Here is a 16706-nt window from a genome sequence, read left to right as displayed (position 1 = left end):
GCCCCTACAACAGCAACTTCCGCACCACCCTGCAGAACTTCGCCGCCCTCGGCGTCGACGTGGCCGTCACCGAACTCGACATCCAGGGCGCCTCCGCCACGACCTACGCCAGCGTGGTCAACGACTGCCTGGCCGTCCCGCGCTGCATCGGCGTCACCGTCTGGGGCGTGCGCGACAGCGACTCCTGGCGGTCCGGGGACACCCCGCTGCTGTTCAACAACGACGGCAGCAAGAAGCCCGCGTACACCGCGGTCCTCAACGCCCTGAACAGCGGCTCGCCCGGCACGGACCCGACGACCCCGCCGCCCACCTCCCCGCCGCCCACCTCGGGATCCGGGCAGATCAAGGGCGTCGGCTCCGGCCGCTGCCTGGACGTGCCCAGCAGCAGCACCACCGACGGCACCCAGATCCAGCTGTGGGACTGCAACGGCGCCGCCAACCAGCAGTGGTCGCACACGTCCACCGGTGAACTCCGGGTCTACGGCAACAAGTGCCTGGACGCCGCCGGCACCGGCAACGGCGCCAAGGTGCAGATCTACAGCTGCTGGGGCGGCGACAACCAGAAGTGGCGCCTGAACTCCAACGGCTCCATCACCGGCGTCCAGTCCGGCCTCTGCCTCGACGCCACCGGCACCGGCACCGCCAACGGAACGAAGATCCAGCTCTACTCCTGCTCCGGCGGCAGCAACCAGCGCTGGACCCAGGGCTGAGCCACGCACGACCCGAGCGGAGTGCCCGACCCGGTTCCACCGGGTCGGGCACTGCTGGTTGCGGGCAGCGTTCCCACCCGCCGGCCGGCGTCGGTCAGGGACGCACCCGGCTCCCGGGCCCGGACTTCCGCTTGGACTCCCGCTCGGACTCCCGCTTGAGGTTGTGCAGCCAGTCGTCCAGCGACTCGTCCAACGCCTCCTGGAGATACGCGGTGTTGGCGCTGACGGGATCCCCGGTCCAGGACTCCTCGGTGTGGACGTGGACGCCGTCCTCGGTCTTGGTGAAGGTCCACACGTGCACCGCCGTGATCCCCTGGGCCGGTCCGCCCCAGACGATGCGGCGCTTCGGCTGCACCTGCTCGACCGTCGAGGCGATGTCGTTCAGACCCTCGGTGGACCACACCCAGGAGGAGCCCGGGCGCAGCGCCCCCGGCGTCTGCTTGACCGAGGAACTGACCGCCGGCTGCCAGGCGGGCCAGTTCTCGACGTCCGTCTGAGTGCGCCAGACACGGCTCAGGGGCGCGTCGATGACGATGTCGTCCCGGGTGATCACCGGAGCCGCCTCGTCGATCCCCACCGGTGCGGGGTCAACCCCGCCGAAGGTCAGGGGCAGGGCGGTGAGGAGTGCGGTGGTGAAGGCAAGCATCGGGCTTCCTTTGGGGTGTATAGAGTGGTTGGTCACTCACTTGCTGGCCGCGCCCCCGACTCCGACATCTGCGGAGGGGGAGGGGCGGGGCACGGGCGAAGGAGGACGGGTGGGAACCAGGCCGGGCGCTGACGTCTCGGCCGATGTGTGATTAGCTAATCACTCATGGCTAGGGAGGTCAAGGCGAGGACGCCGCCTCACCCCTGAGGCCGCCCGTCCCCTTCACGCTTGACCGCGAGCGTCAGTGAGTGATTAGGTACTCACATGAAGACAGAGCGTCGCCAGCTGTCCACGGCCGAGGAGCGCCGGGAGACGGTTCTGCGTACAGCCATCGGCGCCTTCGCGGCCCGGGGATACTTCGGGACCACCACCTCCGAGGTGGCGAAGGCCGCCGGCATCTCGCAGGCCTACGTCTACCGCCTCTTCCCGAACAAGGAGGCGCTGTTCACCGCGGTCGTGGACCACTGCTTCGTCCGCGTCCGCGCCGCCCTCGAAGGCGGCGCGGCGGAGGCCGCGAGCGCCTCCCCCGAGGCCGTCCTCGCCTCGATGGGTGACGCCTACGCCCGCCTGATCAGCGACAACGACCTCATGCTCGTCCAGTTGCACGCGCAGGCGGCGGCCGTCTCCGAACCCGCCATCAGGGAGGCGGTGCGGGCCGGGTACGCCCGGACCGTGGAGTACGTCCGGAGCGCCTCGGGCGGCAGCGAGGAGCAGGTCCAGCAGTTCTTCGCCCTCGGGATGCTCTGCCACCTGCTGGTCTCCATCGACGCCGAGGCGGTATCGGCGCCCTGGACCCGCACCCTGACCACCGGGATCGCGCACTACTGACACCCCCGGCCGACGGCGGCCCCGCGACACAGGTCCCGTGGCCGCCTCTTCTTCGGCGCCGGGAGTGAGTGTTCAACCACACAGTCACCCCGGAGCCGAATCCTCCTTGAAGTTCACCTCACCTCACCTCACCTGGAGCGAGCTCATGCCCGACACCTCCCGCCCCGCCGCGCCGACCGTCACCGAGGCCGTGCTGCCCGGCGTCGTCGACCCGGACGGCATCCGGCTCCGCACCCGGCCCGCCCGCCCGGCCGGCCCCGGCCAGGTCGTCCTGGCGATGGAGGCCGCCGGTGTCTCCTTCGCCGAGCAGCAGATGCGGCGCGGCAAGTACTACGACCAGCCGCCCTTCCCCTTTGTCCCGGGCTACGACCTCGTCGGACGGGCCGTCGACGTGGGAGCGGGCGTGTCCGAGGAGCTGCTGGGGCGGCGTTTCGCCGCCCTGACCAAGACCGGCGGCTGGGCCGGTCAGGTCACCGTCGATGCCGGCGACCTGGTCGAGGTACCGGCGTCGGTCGACCCGGCCGAGGCGGAGACCTTCGTGGTCAACGGCATCACCGCCTGGCAGATGCTCCACCGCCTCGCTAAGGTCAGGGCCGGACACGTCGTCCTGGTGCACGGTGCGAACGGCGGCGTCGGCTCCACCCTCGTCCAGCTCGCCCGCATCGCCGGCGCCCGGGTCGTCGGCACCGCCTCGGCCAAGCACCACGACGCCGTCCGGGCGCTGGGCGCGGAACCCGTCGACTACCGCGCCCCCGACCTCGAGCGCCGGCTGCGCGCGAACGCCCCGCAGGGGTACGACGCGGTGTTCGACCACGTCGGCGGCGAGGGCATCCTCGCCTCCTACCGCCTCCTCGCCGCCCGGGGGACCCTCGTCTCCTACGGCACCGCCTCGACCCGCGACGTCCAGGGCTCATCGAAGGCGCCGGTCCTCAAGCTGTTCGCCCGGCTCATGCTCTGGAACGCCCTACCCAACGGCAAGGGCGCCCACTTCTACAACATCTGGGCAGGACGGCGCCGGCTCGCGTCCTTCCGCGCCGCGCTGCGTGCCGATCTGGGGCAGGTCTTCGCGCTGCTGGCCTCCGGGGAACTGGTCCCCCAGGTCGCGGCGCGCGTCCCGCTCGCCGAGGTGGCCGAGGCGGTACGGCTGGCGGAATCGGGCACCGTGGTCGGCAAGGTCGTGCTGGTGCCCTGACGTCCGCCTCACCGGACCTGCACGGAAGAACCACAGGTCACGAGCGCGGACCGGCGCGGGTGCCGTCGCCTTCCGCGCGGGGAGCGCGGGTTCGGCGCCCGGCCACCCGCCACCCGCCCCCCGCCCTCCGCCGGAACGCCGGAACGCCGGGACGCCGGGACGCCGGGACGCCGGGACGCCGGTCCGGCCGCCGCCGTGTGCACGCGCCGTGCGCCCACGCCGCGTGCACACGGACCCGTAGTTTCGGGCCGCCTTGGGGCCGATTCGTGAGTGAAGTGGGCGTGCTGTGGGGGTCGTTGCCCGCGGCGGCGGAACAGTGGTTGCATCCGGCGTGGACATGGCGACGCTGTCGCTGACGCGGCGTCATGCCCGCGAGCCCCGAGGCTTCTCGAAGCGGTTCGGGGGCGGCAAGGACGACAACCGAGAACGGCATCCGTCCACCCCGGGACGGGTGGTGCGGCGCCGGTCGGAAAGGAGCCACGTGGCCTGCCCGCACGCCGCAGGATGCCCGCTCTTCCCCCTCCTCAGATCCAGCCTCCGCGGCTGGCGCGACTACTACTGCGACAGCGGTGACCGCTGGGGGGACTGCGCGCGCTACCAGATGTCGCTCACCGGGGAACCCGTGCCCATCAGCCTGCTGCCCAACGGCCACAGCGCGCGGCACCTCCAGGACCCGGCCGGCGCGGGCACGCCCGGCATGGCCGGCCCGGGCCGGACGCACACCGCCCCCGCCTGGTCGCAGCCGGCGCCGCCCGGACCGGTCGCCGAACCGTCGGGCTACCGGGCCGCGGCCGGGGAGGCCGGGGCCTGGTTCGCGAACGTTCCCCCGGCGGCCGCGGACCCGTATCAGGCGGCCGCGGACCCGTATCAACGGCAGGCGGCACCGGCTTACGCGCACCAGGCACCGGACGACGCCGCCCGGGACACCCGGCAGGCGCCCCGCGCGAAGCGCGGTCGGTGGGCCCGGCTGGTCGATTGGATGAAGAGCCCCTCATGAGCGCCTACTGGCCCTGGTGGGCGGGAGCCGTCGGGCTCGCCCTGGTCACCATCGCCCACACCGTCGCCACCGACCGGTCCTTCGGAGTGTCGTCGGCGTGGGACCGCGTGCTGCACTGGCGCAGCGAACGCCGTCTCGAGCGGGAGGAGGAGGCGTTCGCGGACGAGCGTGCTCTCGCCGAGGCGCTCGCCGCGGCCACCCCCGAGCGGTTCCGGACCGGTCCCGAGCGGTTCGGGACCGGTCCCGAGCAGTTCCGGACCGGTCCCGGCACGTCCGCCGTGTACGGGCCCGACGTGGACGACGGTCCGGCGACGGGCGGACGGCGCCGGAGGAGGAGCCCGGCCGGCCTGAGGCCCGCCCCGCTGGTCACCCAGGCCGCCCTGCTGGTGTCGATCTTCATCGGCGGAGCGATCGCCGCGGTCGGCTCCGGCCGGTTCCAGCTCCGCCTGGACATGGGCCCCGGTTTCCGGGACCTGGTCACCGGCGACCCGCTCACCATGGTCGCCCTGCTGTTCCTGGGAGGCGTGCTGGTGGGCTTCGGCACCCGGCTGGCCGGCGGGTGCAGCTCCGGCCACGGGCTCAACGGCTGCGGCCGGCTGCACCCGGTCAGCATGATCGCGACCGCCGTGTTCTTCGGCACCGCCTCGGCGGTGTCGTTCCTCCTGTGGAAGGTGATCTGATGCGCACCCGGGGCGGCATCCTGCTGACCAACATCGTCGTCGGACTGGGTCTCGGCTTCACCGTCGCCGGCATCGGTTTCGGCGACTACGCCGAGCTGAACCGCATGTTCACCTTCCAGGACCTGCGCATGTTCCTCGCCTTCGCGGGCGCCGTCGCGATCATCGTCTGCGTCTTCGCGCTGCTGCGGGTCCGCCGCACCCCGGGGCGCGTCCACGCCGGTGTGGTGCCGGGCGCGGTCCTGTTCGGCACGGGCTGGGCGATCTCCGGCGGGTGCCCGGCCATCCCGATCGTCCAGGTCGCGGGAGGGTACCTGCCCGCCGTGGTGACCATCGCCGGGATCGTCGTCGGCATCCGGCTGTGCCGGTGGGCCAACGGCCGGTACTTCCTGCTCGACCGCGGCTCCTGCGGGCTGTGACGCGGACCGGGCCGCCGGGCCCCTCCCCCTTAGGGTGATCCGGTCGGCCCGTCACCGCGAGAGGTCCGTGATGCCCCAGCTTCCCCCGCGCGGCCCCGCCCCCGCTCCGGACGCCCTGTTCGACGTGACCCGCGGCGAACTCGTCGCGGTCTTCGGCGAGGGCGGCGTCGCGACCGTGCCCGCGACCGCCCTCCCGCCCGAGGCGGCGGAGACCGAGGGCGCCCGCCTCCTGCGGGACGTCGGCGTCCCCACCGGGGCGGTCACGCTGTACCGGCCCCGCGAGGACTCCGGGCGGCTGCCGCTCGTCCGGGACTCCGTCCACCTCGAGGACGTCGAGGACGTCCCGGAGGGCGCGGGCGGGTGGCCCGTCATCGGCCGGCTGCTCGACGCGCCCCTCGCCCTCGACCCCGCGTCCGGCGCGGTGTACGCCTTCGACCGCGACGAGGAGACCGCGCGGCGACTCCACACGGACGTCTCCTCCCTCGTCCATGTCGCCGCCCGGTTCCGGCGCCTGCTGGAGGAGTTCACCTTCGGCGGCGACGAGGAGTCCGGCCTCGCACTGCTGGAGCGCGAGGTGGAGCGGATCCGCCGGGAGACGGGCGCCGTCGACCCGCTCCCCTTCCAGGACGACGAGACCCCCTGGTCGGTCGTCGGCGAGGAGATCGCCATGGGGCAGCGCTTCACGGCCCGCAGCCCCGGAGGACGCGCGCTGTACGGGTGACCCCGCTCCGCGCGCTCCCCCGGGACCCGGGCGGACGGGCCGTCAGCCCCTGCTGCGGACCAGGAGCCACAGGAAGTACGGCGTGCCGATCAGCGCGGTCATCAGGCCCGCCCCCAGCTGGGCGGGGGCGATGACCGTGCGGCCGAGGAGGTCGGCGGCGCAGACCAGCACCGCGCCCAGCAGGACGGCGACCGGGACCACGCGGCCGTGGCGGCGGCCGACGAGGGCGCGGGCCGCGTGCGGGGCGACCAGACCGACGAAACCGATGGCGCCCGCCGCCGCCACCGCCGTCGCGCTGAGCAGCACGCTCAGCACCAGCAGCGTCAGGCGTTCGCGCGACAGGCCGATGCCCAGCAGCTTGGGGGTGTCCTCGTCCAGCGAGACCAGGTCCAGCTCCGTGCGCCGGGCGGCGGACACGGCGATGCCCAGGGCCAGCACCACGGCCAGCGGCACCAGGTCCGGGAAGGTCCGCCCGTAGGTGGAGCCGGAGAGCCAGGTCAGCGCCTTGGTGGCGTTGTACGGGTCGGTGAGGACGATGATCAGGCTGATCAGCGAGGTCGTGGCGGTGGCCACGCCCATGCCGACCAGGACCAGCCGGTTCTGCCGGAAGCCCCCCTTGGCGGCGAGGCCGAACACCACCACCGAGGCCACCGCCGCGCCCGCGAACGCCGCTCCGGCCACGCCCCAGGAACCGACGAGCGGCACCGAGGTCACCAGGAGCACCGCGCCGAGGGCGGCGCCGTTGGTGACGCCGAGCACCGCCGGCTCGGCGAGCGGGTTGCGGGTGACGGCCTGCACCAGCGTGCCGGCCAGCGCGAGGGCCGCGCCCGCCAGCAGGGCGGCGCCCACCCGCGGGACTCGGGTGTCGAGGACGAAGGTGACGGCCCGGCCGGACCGCCCCTGCGCCCAGTTGACGACGTCGCCGAGGAGGAGCTTGGCGTCGCCCAGCAGCACGCCGGCGACGACCACGCCCACCAGCAGGACGACCAGCGACGTCAGCACCGTGAGGAAGACCCGGCGGCTGCGCGGCCGCAGGCGGTCCGGGGCGGCGGACTCGGCGGTGTCGCGCAGCCGGGTCGCCGTCACGATCAGGAACACCGCGCCGACGAGGCTGGTCACCACGCCGGTCGGCACCGCGACGGACAGGTCGTCGGGGACCACGGCGCGCAGCGCGACGTCGGAGCCGAGGACCAGGGCGGCGCCGGTGAGGCCGGCGAGCGGGACGGCACCGCGCAGCCGGCCGAACGCGCGGACGCGGCGGGCCAGCGGCCGCACCAGCGCCGGGGCGCACAGGCCCACGAAGCCGATCGGCCCGGCGAGGGTGACGGCGGCGGCGGACAGCAGGGAGGCCAGCACCACCACGGTCACCCGGGTGGTGCGGACGTCGACGCCGACGCCGCGGGCGGCGTCGTCACCGAGGGCGAGCGCGTCGACCCGCCGCGCCGTCAGCAGCAGCCCGATCAGGCCGACGGCGGCGATCGGCGCCATCTGGACGACGCCCCCGAAGCCGTTCTGGGCGATGGAGCCCTGGTTCCAGGCGTACAGGCCCTCGGTCTGCTCGGGGAAGAGGAGCAGCAGGCCCTGGGTGACCGCGGTCAGGCCCAGGGCGAGGGCGCTGCCCGCCAGGACGAGGCGGACGGTGCCCGCGCCGAGGCCGGACAGCGACAGGACGACCGCCGCGGCGGCGAGGCCGCCGGCGAAGGCGATGCCGGAGGAGGCGAGCAGCGGGAGGGAGACGCCGGTGACGGCGGCCACGCCGAGCGCCAGGTAGGACCCGGCGTTGACGGCCAGGGTGTCCGGGGAGGCGAGCACGTTGCGGCTGACGGCTTGGAGGGCGACGCCGGCCATGCCGAGCACGGCGCCGACCAGCAGGCCGGCGGTCATGCGCGGCAGCCGCGAGGCGATCACCACGGACGCGTCGCCGGGGGAGGCGGCGCCGGTGAGCGCCTTCCACAGCTCGGGCGCGCCCGCCGTCGCGGTGCCCTGGGTGACGTCGACGGCGGCGAGGACGGCGACCAGCAGGGCCAGTGCGGCCGTCACCGCGGCGGCGGTCGCCGGGGCGGGTCTGGGTGCGGTGACGGCCATGGCGTTACTTCTTCGTCAGCGAGGCGACGAGGGCGTCGACGTACGCCTCCATCGAACGGGGACCGCCGAACATCCAGATGCCGTCGTCGAGGCGGTGCACGTCACCGTTCTCGACGAAGGGGAGCGACTTCCAGACGGCGTTGTCCGCGAGGACGCCGCCCTCGGCGAACGGGGTGGCGTTCTTGTCGCCGTCGTTGCCGATGTAGGCGAAGTGGGTGTCCTTCGGGAGCTTGGTGAGGCCCTCGACGTCGGTGGCGGCCAGGCCGTAGGACTCGTCGCCCTTCATCGTCCAGGTGTTCTTCAGGCCCAGCTCGGTGTTGACCTCGCCGATGAGGGAGGTGGCCGTGTAGGGGCGCACGGAGACCTGGTTGGACGTCACGTAGCCGTCGGCGAAGGCGATGCCCTCGCCGGCCAGCCCGGCCTCCTCCAGGGCCTTCCGGCCCTCGGCCAGCTTGGCGTCGAACTCCTCGCGCACCTGCTCGGCCTTGTCCTCGGTGCCGGTGGCCTCGGCGATGAGGTCGACGTTCTCCAGCATCTGGTCGACCTGGCCGGAGCCGTCGGCGGAGCGGACCTGGAGGACGGGGGCGATGTCGCGGAGCTGCTTGACCGCGGCCTCGGGCAGGTCGGTGGTGGCGACGATCAGGTCGGGCGCCAGGGCGGCGACGGTGTCCATGCTGGGCTCGCCGCGGGTGCCGATGTCCTTGGGCTCGCCCTTGATCGGGGCCGCGCTGTTCCACAGGCCGTAGCCCTTGACGTCCGCGACGCCGGTCGGCTCGACGCCCAGCGTGAGCAGGCTCTCGACGACGTTCCACTCGGTGCCGACGACCTTGGTGGCCGGGCCGTCGAGCTCGACCTTGGTGCCGGCGGCGTCGGTGAGGGTGATGGCCTCGGACTTCTTGGTGTCCTTGGCGTCGGCGGCGGGCTCGGTGGTGCCGCAGGCGCTCAGCGAGAGGGCGGCGACGGCGGCGGTGGCCGCGACGAGGAGGTGGCGCTTCATGAGGAGGGGGTGAGCCTTTCGGGCGTGGAGCGGGTGTGGTGCCGGCCCACCGCGCGGGTGCGGAGGTGGCCGGTGAGGGGATCGGTGTCGACGTCGATGCGGATGCCGTAGGTCGCTGTCAGCCGGTCCGGGGTGAGGACCTCGGCCGGCTCCCCGTCCGCGACGATCCGGCCCTCGTGCAGCAGCACGACCCGGTCGGCGACGGCGGCCGTCTGGTCGAGGTCGTGGAGGACGACGCCGACGGCGATGCCGTGGTCGTCCGCCAGTTCGCGGATCAGGTCGAGGAGTTCGACCTGGTAGCGCAGGTCCAGGTAGGTGGTGGGCTCGTCGAGCAGGAGGACGCCGGTCTCCTGGGCCAGGCAGCCGGCCAGCCAGACCCGCTGGAGCTGGCCGCCGGAGAGGTGCTCGGCGCCGCGGTCGGCGAGGGCGGTGGTGCCGGTGAGCGCCAGGGCGCGGTCGACGGCGGCGGGGCCGCCCGGGTCGGCCTTGCCCCAGCGTCCGCGGTACGGGTAGCGGCCGAACTCGACGACGTCGCGGACGGTGAGCCCGGTGGGGGTGGGGCGCGACTGCGTCAGCAGGGCGACGCGCCGGGAGAACTCGCGGGGCGTCAGGGCGAGGGCGTCGGTCTCCCGCTGCCCGCCGTCCTGCTCGTCGGTGAGGGTGAGGGCGCCGTCGCGCGCCCGCTGCAGGCGGGCCATCGTGCGCAGCAGCGTGGACTTGCCGCTGCCGTTCGGCCCGACCAGGACGGTGACCCGGCCCGGCCGCAGGGTGACGTCGGCCTGATGGACGACAGGGGCGCCGTCGTAGGCCACGGTGACGTCCGTCGCCGTGAGTCGGTGCCCGCGCGGGGGTGTGACCAGGGAGGTCTCTTCGGCTCTCACAGAAGCGAGGTTAGCCTAACCTAAACTGTCCGTCGGTTGCGGTTCGATATCGCTTGGTTTGGCGGGGCTGCGGGCGGAACGTTCCCGACGCGCCGTCAGGCCCCCGGCACCCGATGCCGGGCATGCGAACTCCCCTGCGGGATACGGAAGTTGGCCGGAACGGTGCTCCGCGACCCGCGACCGCGTCCGTCACCGCGGGGGCGGAAGGTCAGGCGCCCGGGGTGCGGCCCGCACCGGGTGAGCGGGCGGCTTCCGCCTCGGCCTTGGCGTCGTCGACCGCCGCGGCGGCCTGCTTCCCGGCCTCGTCCGCGGCCGCGACCGCGTCGGCGGCGCCGCGCGGGCCGCCGCCGGCCCCCGGGCTCCGGTCGTGCCGCCGCGGGCCGTCCTGCGGGGCCTCGCCCGCCGTCGCGTGGCCGTCGAACGCGCGGCTGACGGTCCGGACCGCCTCGGTGAGCTCCCCGGGGATCACCCAGAACGTGTTGCTGTCGCTGTTCGCCAGGTGCGGCAGCGTCTCGAAGTACTTGTAGGCCAGCACCTTCGGATCGGCGTCGTTGCGGTGGATGGCCTCGAAGACGAGCTCCACCGACTTGGCCTCGCCGTCCGCCCGCAGGACCATCGCCTGCCGGGTGCCCTGTGCCTCCAGGATGTCCTTCTGCTTCGTGCCCTCCGCCGTGAGGATCTTGGCCTGCCGCTCGCCCTCGGCGTGCAGGATGGCGGCCCGCTTGTCGCGTTCGGCCCGCATCTGCTTCTCCATCGCCTCCTTGATGGTGTGCGGCGGGTCGATGGCCTTGATCTCGACGCGGTTGACGCGGATGCCCCACTTCCCGGTGGCGTCGTCGAGGACGGCCCGCAGCCGGGAGTTGATCTCCTCGCGCGAGGTGAGCGTGCGCTCCAGGTCCATGCTGCCGATGACGTTCCGCAGCGTGGTGACGGTCAGCTGGTCGATCGCCTGCAGGTAGTCGGCGACCTCGTAGGCGGCCGCCCGCGGGTCGGTGATCTGGAAGTAGAGCACGGTGTCGATGTTCACCACGAGGTTGTCCTCGGTGATCACCGGCCGGGGGTCGGACGAGTAGACCTGCTCGCGCACGTCCAGCTTGGTGTTGATGCGGTCCGCCACCGGCACGACCAGGTTCAGCCCCGGCTGCAGCGTCCGGCGGTACCGGCCGAACCGTTCGATGTTGTAGCGCCGCGCCTGCGGGACGATCCGCACGGTGGCGGCCACCAGGAAGACGACCACCAGGGCCGCCACGAGGATGGGGACGACGACGGGATCCACAACGCCTCCGCTGCTGTTCCGCTGCTGTGGGCTCAGCCGGTTCCGGGGAGCAGGTCACGGGGGTGGACGACGGCCGTGGCGCCCTCGATCTCCATGACGTCGACCAGCGCTCCCACCGGGATCACCAGGCTGTCGTCGAGGGCACGGGCCGACCACTCCTCACCGGCGAGTTTGACCAGGCCACGGGTGGCCGTGACCTCCTGCACGACCTCGGCCCGTCTGCCGATCAGCGCGTCGCTGCCCTCCCGCGCGACGGGTCGGCGCGCCATGTGCCGCATCGCCACGGGGCGGACGACGACGAGACCCGCCGCCGCCGCGAGCACGAACGCCACCAGCTGTCCGACCGTGCCGACGCCGATGCCGGCGACGACGGCGGCGACCAGCGCGGCGGCCGCCAGCAGTCCGAGGAAGAGCGCGAGGGTGAAGAACTCCGCGACACCCAGCACCGCGGCGGTGAGCAGCCACAGGTACCACGGCATCGCACTGCCCTCCTTCGGGGCCTCCCCTCCACGCTACCTCCGTGGCGAGGAGGGACGCGGCGAGCCGGGGTCCACGGACCGCGTGGCGCGGGTGTCGAGCCCGGACGGCCCGCCCGGCAGCAGCACCAGGCGGGGCCGGCTGTCGAGGAAGTACCCGCCGGTCAGCGCCACCACGTCCTCGGGGCCCTCCGCGGACTCCGGGCGTGCGGCGTCGCATGCGGGGGTCCTCGCGGTGGTGGGCGTCGGGGCAGTATCACCGCGGGAAACCCGCCGCCGGTCCCCGCGCCGTGATCACGGATGGATAAAGGCATCCAGGTCGGTGGGTGCGGCGATGTTGGGCCGCCGCTCCTCGGGGTACGGCGAGTGGGGTGGGTATGGGTGGTCTCCGTGCGGGTGGGCCGGGTGGGCCGCGTGACGAGTTCCTGTCCGTCGCGCGGCGGATCGCCGATGCCGTGGACCGTCTGGCGGAGTTGTGGTCGGTGGCCGCGCAGGGGGCGAGCCTGCGGTTGTCGCCGCACCAGTTGCGGGCCCTGCGGATCCTGGAGGCGGAGCCGGGCCTCAACGTGACCGCGCTGGCGGAGAGCCTGGAGGCGGGGACGCCCACGGCGAGCCGGCTGTGCGACCGGCTGGAGGCGGCGGGGCTGCTGGAGCGGCGGCTCCACCCGCAGGACCGGCGCGAGGTGCGGCTGGCCCTGACCGGTCACGGCCGGCAGGTGCTGGCCGAGATAGCCGACCTCAGGTCCCGGGCGCTCGCCGCGGTCCTCGCCGGCATGACCCCCGCGGAGCGGGAGGAACTCCGCCGGGGCCTCCTCGCCTTCCGCGCGGCCCACCCCGCCCCCGCCCCGCGCGACCCCGCCGACACGGCCCCGGGCGACCCCGCGGTCCCCGCCCCCGCCGGCACGCCGTCCCGGGGCACCGCCTCGGCCGGCGACACCGCCGCGGCCCACGACACCGCCTCGACCGTCACCGCCGATCCGCGCCCCGCCCGGGACAGCCCCGCCCCGGCCGGCACCGCCGAGCCCGACCCCCTCCGCGCCGCGCCCGGCCCGGCCGACCCGCACCGGGGCAACCCCGCGCCCCCCACCCGCCCGGGCCCGCCCCACCACGCCACCCCCGGCCCCGGTTCCAGCCCCGGCTCCGGCTCCGGCTCCGGCTCCGGCTCCAGCCCGGGCACAGGCCCGCGCCCCGGCTCCGGCCCCGGTTCCAGCCCCGGCGCCGGCTCCGGTTCCAGCCCCGGCTCCGGCTCCGGCTCCGGCCCACGCTCCGGCTCCGGCCCACGCTCCGGCTCGGGCCCGCGCCCCGGCCCCGGCCAGGACGGCACCCCCGAGCCGTAGCCGCCGAGCCGTAGCCCTCGAGCCCTGGCTGTGTCCCCGGCCCCCGCGGCGGCGCCGCAGGCCGCGCGGGTCAGGACCGCACCACGCGGCCCTCCGGCGAACCGCCGCGCTGGGTGGGCACCCCCGTGGGCCGCAGGACGTGGCACAGCAGCAGGCAGACGTCGTCGTCGCCCTCCGAGTCGTGGAGCAGCGGCTTGAGCAGCGCGTCGGCCGCGGCCTCCGCGTCCTGCTCCAGCTCGGGCGGCGGGATCTCGCCGAGCGTGCCGCACAGCCGCGCGATGCCGGGGTCGATGCCCTGGGCCCGGCGTTCCACCAGGCCGTCGGTGTACATCACCAGCGACGAGCCGGCGGGCAGCGTGACGCGGTGGTCGGTGTGGACGAACGGCACCGGGATGCCGAGCATCACGCCCGGCTTCGCGGCCAGCACCCGCACCTCGCCGTCGGGCGCGCGCACCACGGCGGGCGGGTGACCGGCCGACGCCCAGACGACCTCCGGCTCGCCGGGCCGGAACCGCGCGATCATCGCGGTGGCGTACAGGTCGGGCTGGAGGTGCCGGAGCATGCCGTGCAGCCGGGTGAGGATCGCCGCGGGGCTGGCGTTCTCCACCGCGTAGGCGCGCAGCGCGGTGCGCAACTGGCCCATCAGGACGGCCGCGTGCAGTCCGTGACCGGTCACGTCGCCTATGACGGCCAGCACGCTGCCGTCGGGCTGCAGGAAGGCGTCGTACCAGTCGCCGCCGATGTTGAGGCCGCGGGTGGCGGGCAGGTAGCGCGCGGCCAGCGACAGCCCGTCGGGGGTGGGGAGTTCGGTGAGCTGGGCGCGCTGCAGGGCCTCCGCGGTGTCGCGGTACTGCTCGTAGCGGTAGGCGTTGTCCAGGGCGACGGCGACGCGGCGGGAGAGTTCGAGCAGCATCACCGGGACGTCGGCGTCGAAGCGCGGCCCGGGGGCGGTGAGGGTGAGCACGCCCAGCAGGCGGCTCGCCGTCAGCGGGACGGCCAGCAGCGGCCGGTGCGGGAAGAGCACCGACGGCGGCAGGTCGTCGACGCCGGGCAGGCCGCCGGGATGGGTGGCGGCGTACTGGGGGCGGCCGGTGCGGGCGGCGGCCACCGCGGCGGCGGAGTGGTCCCGGACGCGGCGGGCGCGTCCCTCGTGCTCCTCCTCTTCCTCCTCGTCGAAGAGCCAGACCTCCAGGTGCTCCGCGAACTCCGGGACCAGCAGGTCGGAGAGGCGGCGCAGGATGACGGTGCGGCTGAGGGAGGCCGTGAGGGCGGCGCTGGCCTCGCCGAGGAAGGACTGCAGCCGCTGGGCGCGCTCGGCCTCGGCCCGGGTGGTCCGCTCGGCGTCCAGCAGGTCCCGCTGGGCCAGCGCGGCCGCCTCCAGGTCGGAGTGGAGGGCCAGCACACCGCGGTTGGTCTGGTTGAGCTCCTCGCGGTGCAGCCGGACCAGGTGTTCCTGCTCGTCCAGCAGGTGGAGGACGGCGGCGGTGTCCTCGTCGGCCCCCAACAGGGCCTCCGCGAGCGGCGGATCGTCGGGAGCGGCCCGGGAGGGCAGGCGCTGCAGCGGGCAGCTGAGGTCGGGCTCGTCGTCGGGGGCCGGGACCGGGGCGGCATCGGCGCGCCGCAGCCAGGCGTCCAGCCGGGCGCCTCCCGCGCCGCTCGGGCGGACCCGGAGCCGCAGCTCCCACTCACCGCCCTCGTCGAGGCGGCGTCGCAGCCGTTCGGCCAGCGACGTCACGAAGCGGGCCCGGTCGGGCGCCGAGGCCCCGCCGTCGCCGGCGATGCCCGCCGCGGCCGCACGGGCCCGGGCCGCGTCGGCGACCGAGGCGATGCGCCGGACCTCTGCTCGAGCTGTCGTCATGGGCATCCGATGGGTCGGGGGCGGGCGCGGCCCGCCGGAGCGTGGTCGCGCGGACAACGTCGTGGCGCCCTCACCGGGTGGTCCGCCCGGTTCACGCGCCCTCTCCTGAGCCCCGTCGTGCTCCGCCACGGCGTCGTCCCCCCGTCGCGAGCACGGACGGCCGGCCTCGTGGCAGGCGTCGCACCAATTATTGCCGCATGGCAACTGTCAGCGCGAGGCCGTGTGAGCGGGCCGACACCGGATCGCCACAATCCACCGGCCTGCCTGGTCACGCTGCGGCAGGCCTTCCGTACCAGTCCAGGCACACCACCAGGGCGTCGTCCTCCGGGATCCGCTGACCACGGTGCCCGGTCAGCTCCCGGAGGATGGCCCGCGGCACCTCCGCGGCGGGCAGCAGCCGGGTGGACTGGATCGCCCGGGCGAGAGCCGTGTCACCGTAGGGCTCACCCTTCGGGGAGGCCACCTCGTGCACCCCGTCGCTGACGAAGACCAGCCGGTCGCCGGACTCCACCTGGAACTCCTGGGCCACGTAGTCGGTCTCCTCGAACATGCCCAGCGGCAGCTGGGCGTCGAAGGTGACGGGCTCCACCGAGCCGTCCCGCAGCCGCAGCAGCCGGGGGGATCCCGCGTCCACCACTCCGGCCCGGCCGGTGGCCAGGTCGAAGTCGAACATCAGGACGGACAGGTAGCAGCGCCCCCGGTAGTGGGCGTAGACGGCCTGGTCCGCCAGGGCCGCCTGGTCGGCGATGGGGATGCCGGCCCGGCGGGCGTTGCGCAGCGCGCTGATGGCGAGGTTGGTCAGCAGGGAGGCCTCGATGCCCTCGCCCATGCCGTTGGTGACGTAGAGCGTGAGACGGTCGGCGGTGGAGGCCCAGTCGAAGTTGTCGCCGAAGATGGCGTAGGCGGGCTCCAGCTGGGCGCCGAGCTCGTACTCGGGGCGGGAACAGGAGCGGCCCGGCAGCATGTGCCACTGCATCTCGGCGGCCAGCGTGAGCCGGTCCACCCGGCGGGCCTGCATGAAGAGGTCGGTGTCGCGCTCGGCCACGATCACCTCGTGCCCCAGCACCTGGGCGATCTCGGCCAGTTCCTCCTCCCAACGGCGGACGGCGTCGCCGTCGGGAAGGGTCACGCTCAGCACGCCGAGCCGGTCGCCGCGGACGCTGACCGGGAGGTGCAGGCGCACCCGCCCGTCGCGCCGCTCCTCACGATGGGGCCGCTGCGAGCCGAAGGCCCGGCCCTCCGCGCTGTTGTACACGGAGACCGGCTCCAGGGTGTGCGGCAGCACCGACACCGGCTGGAGCACGCTCACTCCGTAGTCGGCCATGAACAGCTCGACCTCCTCGGCGCCGTACTGCTCCCGCAGCACGGTGCGCGTGGCGTCGAGCAACGCATGGGGAGCCGCTGTGCGCATTGCGCGTTCAACGGCCACGAATCTGTCCATGAGGGAAATACTCACCATTCCTTCCCCGGGCGACGTGCGCGCCCTCCTTTGAGGCCGGGGGCCGGGCCCCACCGCGTCGGTTGCCATCGGTCACCTGCCGCCCGCGGGAGCGCCTAGTACGCTGACAGGCATCCCAGCGCCTGCGAGAGTGTGACTGTGACTGCC

The 16706-nt window shown here is 74.3% G+C and carries 16 protein-coding genes and 1 pseudogene; 8 read left to right on the top strand and 9 right to left on the bottom strand.

Translation table 11 applies throughout. From position 1 onward, the window contains the following. Positions 1-710 (top strand): ricin-type beta-trefoil lectin domain protein (locus ABZ836_RS22710; protein WP_361144849.1); only part of this gene is annotated, 710 nt, incomplete at its 5' end. Positions 711-804: 94 nt separating this feature from the next. On the opposite strand, the gene ABZ836_RS22705 is transcribed toward ABZ836_RS22710, so the two are convergent. Then, on the bottom strand, positions 805-1356 hold the full coding sequence (locus ABZ836_RS22705) for an SRPBCC family protein (protein WP_361144846.1): 552 nt from the start codon (positions 1354-1356) through the stop codon (positions 805-807). Between the two features lie 264 nt (positions 1357-1620). Between ABZ836_RS22705 and ABZ836_RS22700 the strand changes: the two genes are divergently transcribed. From ABZ836_RS22700 to ABZ836_RS22675, 6 genes are all read left to right on the top strand, one after another. After that, positions 1621-2184, top strand: a complete 564-nt coding sequence (locus ABZ836_RS22700; RefSeq protein ID WP_361144843.1) for a TetR/AcrR family transcriptional regulator — start codon at positions 1621-1623, stop codon at positions 2182-2184. A gap of 145 nt (positions 2185-2329) precedes the next feature. After that, on the top strand, positions 2330-3376 hold the full coding sequence (locus tag ABZ836_RS22695; RefSeq protein WP_361144840.1) for a medium chain dehydrogenase/reductase family protein: 1047 nt from the start codon (positions 2330-2332) through the stop codon (positions 3374-3376). Between the two features lie 481 nt (positions 3377-3857). Further along, positions 3858-4373 carry a hypothetical protein gene (locus ABZ836_RS22690; RefSeq protein WP_361144837.1) on the top strand — a complete coding sequence of 172 codons (516 nt, stop codon included), beginning with the start codon at positions 3858-3860 and terminating at the stop codon, positions 4371-4373. Next, positions 4370-5053: a YeeE/YedE thiosulfate transporter family protein gene (locus ABZ836_RS22685; protein WP_361144834.1), complete on the top strand. Its 684-nt coding sequence runs from the start codon at positions 4370-4372 to the stop codon at positions 5051-5053. Before ABZ836_RS22690 ends, ABZ836_RS22685 begins: the two co-directional genes overlap by 4 nt. Beyond that, the gene (locus ABZ836_RS22680) at positions 5053-5469 is read left to right on the top strand and encodes a YeeE/YedE thiosulfate transporter family protein (RefSeq protein WP_361144831.1); all 417 of its coding nucleotides are present in this window, start codon (positions 5053-5055) and stop codon (positions 5467-5469) included. Before ABZ836_RS22685 ends, ABZ836_RS22680 begins: the two co-directional genes overlap by 1 nt. A gap of 70 nt (positions 5470-5539) precedes the next feature. Next, a complete protein-coding gene (locus tag ABZ836_RS22675; protein WP_361144828.1) occupies positions 5540-6190 on the top strand; it encodes an SUKH-4 family immunity protein in 651 nt (216 codons plus the stop codon). Between the two features lie 42 nt (positions 6191-6232). Here the strand turns inward: ABZ836_RS22675 and ABZ836_RS22670 are convergent, their stop codons facing one another. The 6 genes from ABZ836_RS22670 to ABZ836_RS22645 form a co-directional block, all read right to left on the bottom strand. Continuing rightward, on the bottom strand, positions 6233-8275 hold the full coding sequence (locus ABZ836_RS22670) for an iron ABC transporter permease (RefSeq protein WP_361144825.1): 2043 nt from the start codon (positions 8273-8275) through the stop codon (positions 6233-6235). 4 nt (positions 8276-8279) lie between these two features. Next, positions 8280-9272, bottom strand: a complete 993-nt coding sequence (locus ABZ836_RS22665) for an iron-siderophore ABC transporter substrate-binding protein (protein WP_356136658.1) — start codon at positions 9270-9272, stop codon at positions 8280-8282. Further along, positions 9269-10153: an ABC transporter ATP-binding protein gene (locus tag ABZ836_RS22660; RefSeq protein WP_356136656.1), complete on the bottom strand. Its 885-nt coding sequence runs from the start codon at positions 10151-10153 to the stop codon at positions 9269-9271. Before ABZ836_RS22660 ends, ABZ836_RS22665 begins: the two co-directional genes overlap by 4 nt. 208 nt (positions 10154-10361) lie before the next feature. Then, on the bottom strand, positions 10362-11429 hold the full coding sequence (locus tag ABZ836_RS22655) for an SPFH domain-containing protein (RefSeq protein WP_356136654.1): 1068 nt from the start codon (positions 11427-11429) through the stop codon (positions 10362-10364). 32 nt (positions 11430-11461) lie between these two features. Further along, positions 11462-11908: an NfeD family protein gene (locus ABZ836_RS22650; protein WP_356136652.1), complete on the bottom strand. Its 447-nt coding sequence runs from the start codon at positions 11906-11908 to the stop codon at positions 11462-11464. 33 nt (positions 11909-11941) lie between these two features. Beyond that, on the bottom strand, positions 11942-12082 hold the full coding sequence (locus tag ABZ836_RS22645) for a hypothetical protein (protein ID WP_361144819.1): 141 nt from the start codon (positions 12080-12082) through the stop codon (positions 11942-11944). Positions 12083-12282: 200 nt separating this feature from the next. On the opposite strand from ABZ836_RS22645, the pseudogene ABZ836_RS22640 reads away from it, so the two are divergent. After that, positions 12283-12735 (top strand): annotated as a pseudogene (locus ABZ836_RS22640) (MarR family transcriptional regulator); the annotation flags it as partial. 577 nt (positions 12736-13312) lie between these two features. Here the strand turns inward: ABZ836_RS22640 and ABZ836_RS22635 are convergent. Together ABZ836_RS22635 and ABZ836_RS22630 are read right to left on the bottom strand one after the other, a co-directional pair. Next, entirely contained in the window at positions 13313-15100 is a 1788-nt protein-coding gene (locus ABZ836_RS22635) for a PP2C family protein-serine/threonine phosphatase (protein WP_356136650.1), read from the bottom strand. Positions 15101-15368: 268 nt separating this feature from the next. Then, complete coding sequence (locus ABZ836_RS22630; protein ID WP_356136648.1) at positions 15369-16541, bottom strand: PP2C family protein-serine/threonine phosphatase; 1173 nt, start codon at positions 16539-16541, stop codon at positions 15369-15371. Between the last annotated feature and the right edge of the window lie 165 nt (positions 16542-16706).

This window comes from Streptomyces sp. NPDC047130, assembly GCF_040643475.1.
In the GTDB taxonomy this organism is placed as follows: Bacteria; Actinomycetota; Actinomycetes; order Streptomycetales; family Streptomycetaceae; genus Streptomyces.
The sequence above is the reverse complement of the archived record's forward strand: the minus strand, read 5'-3'. Positions and strand labels throughout refer to the sequence as shown.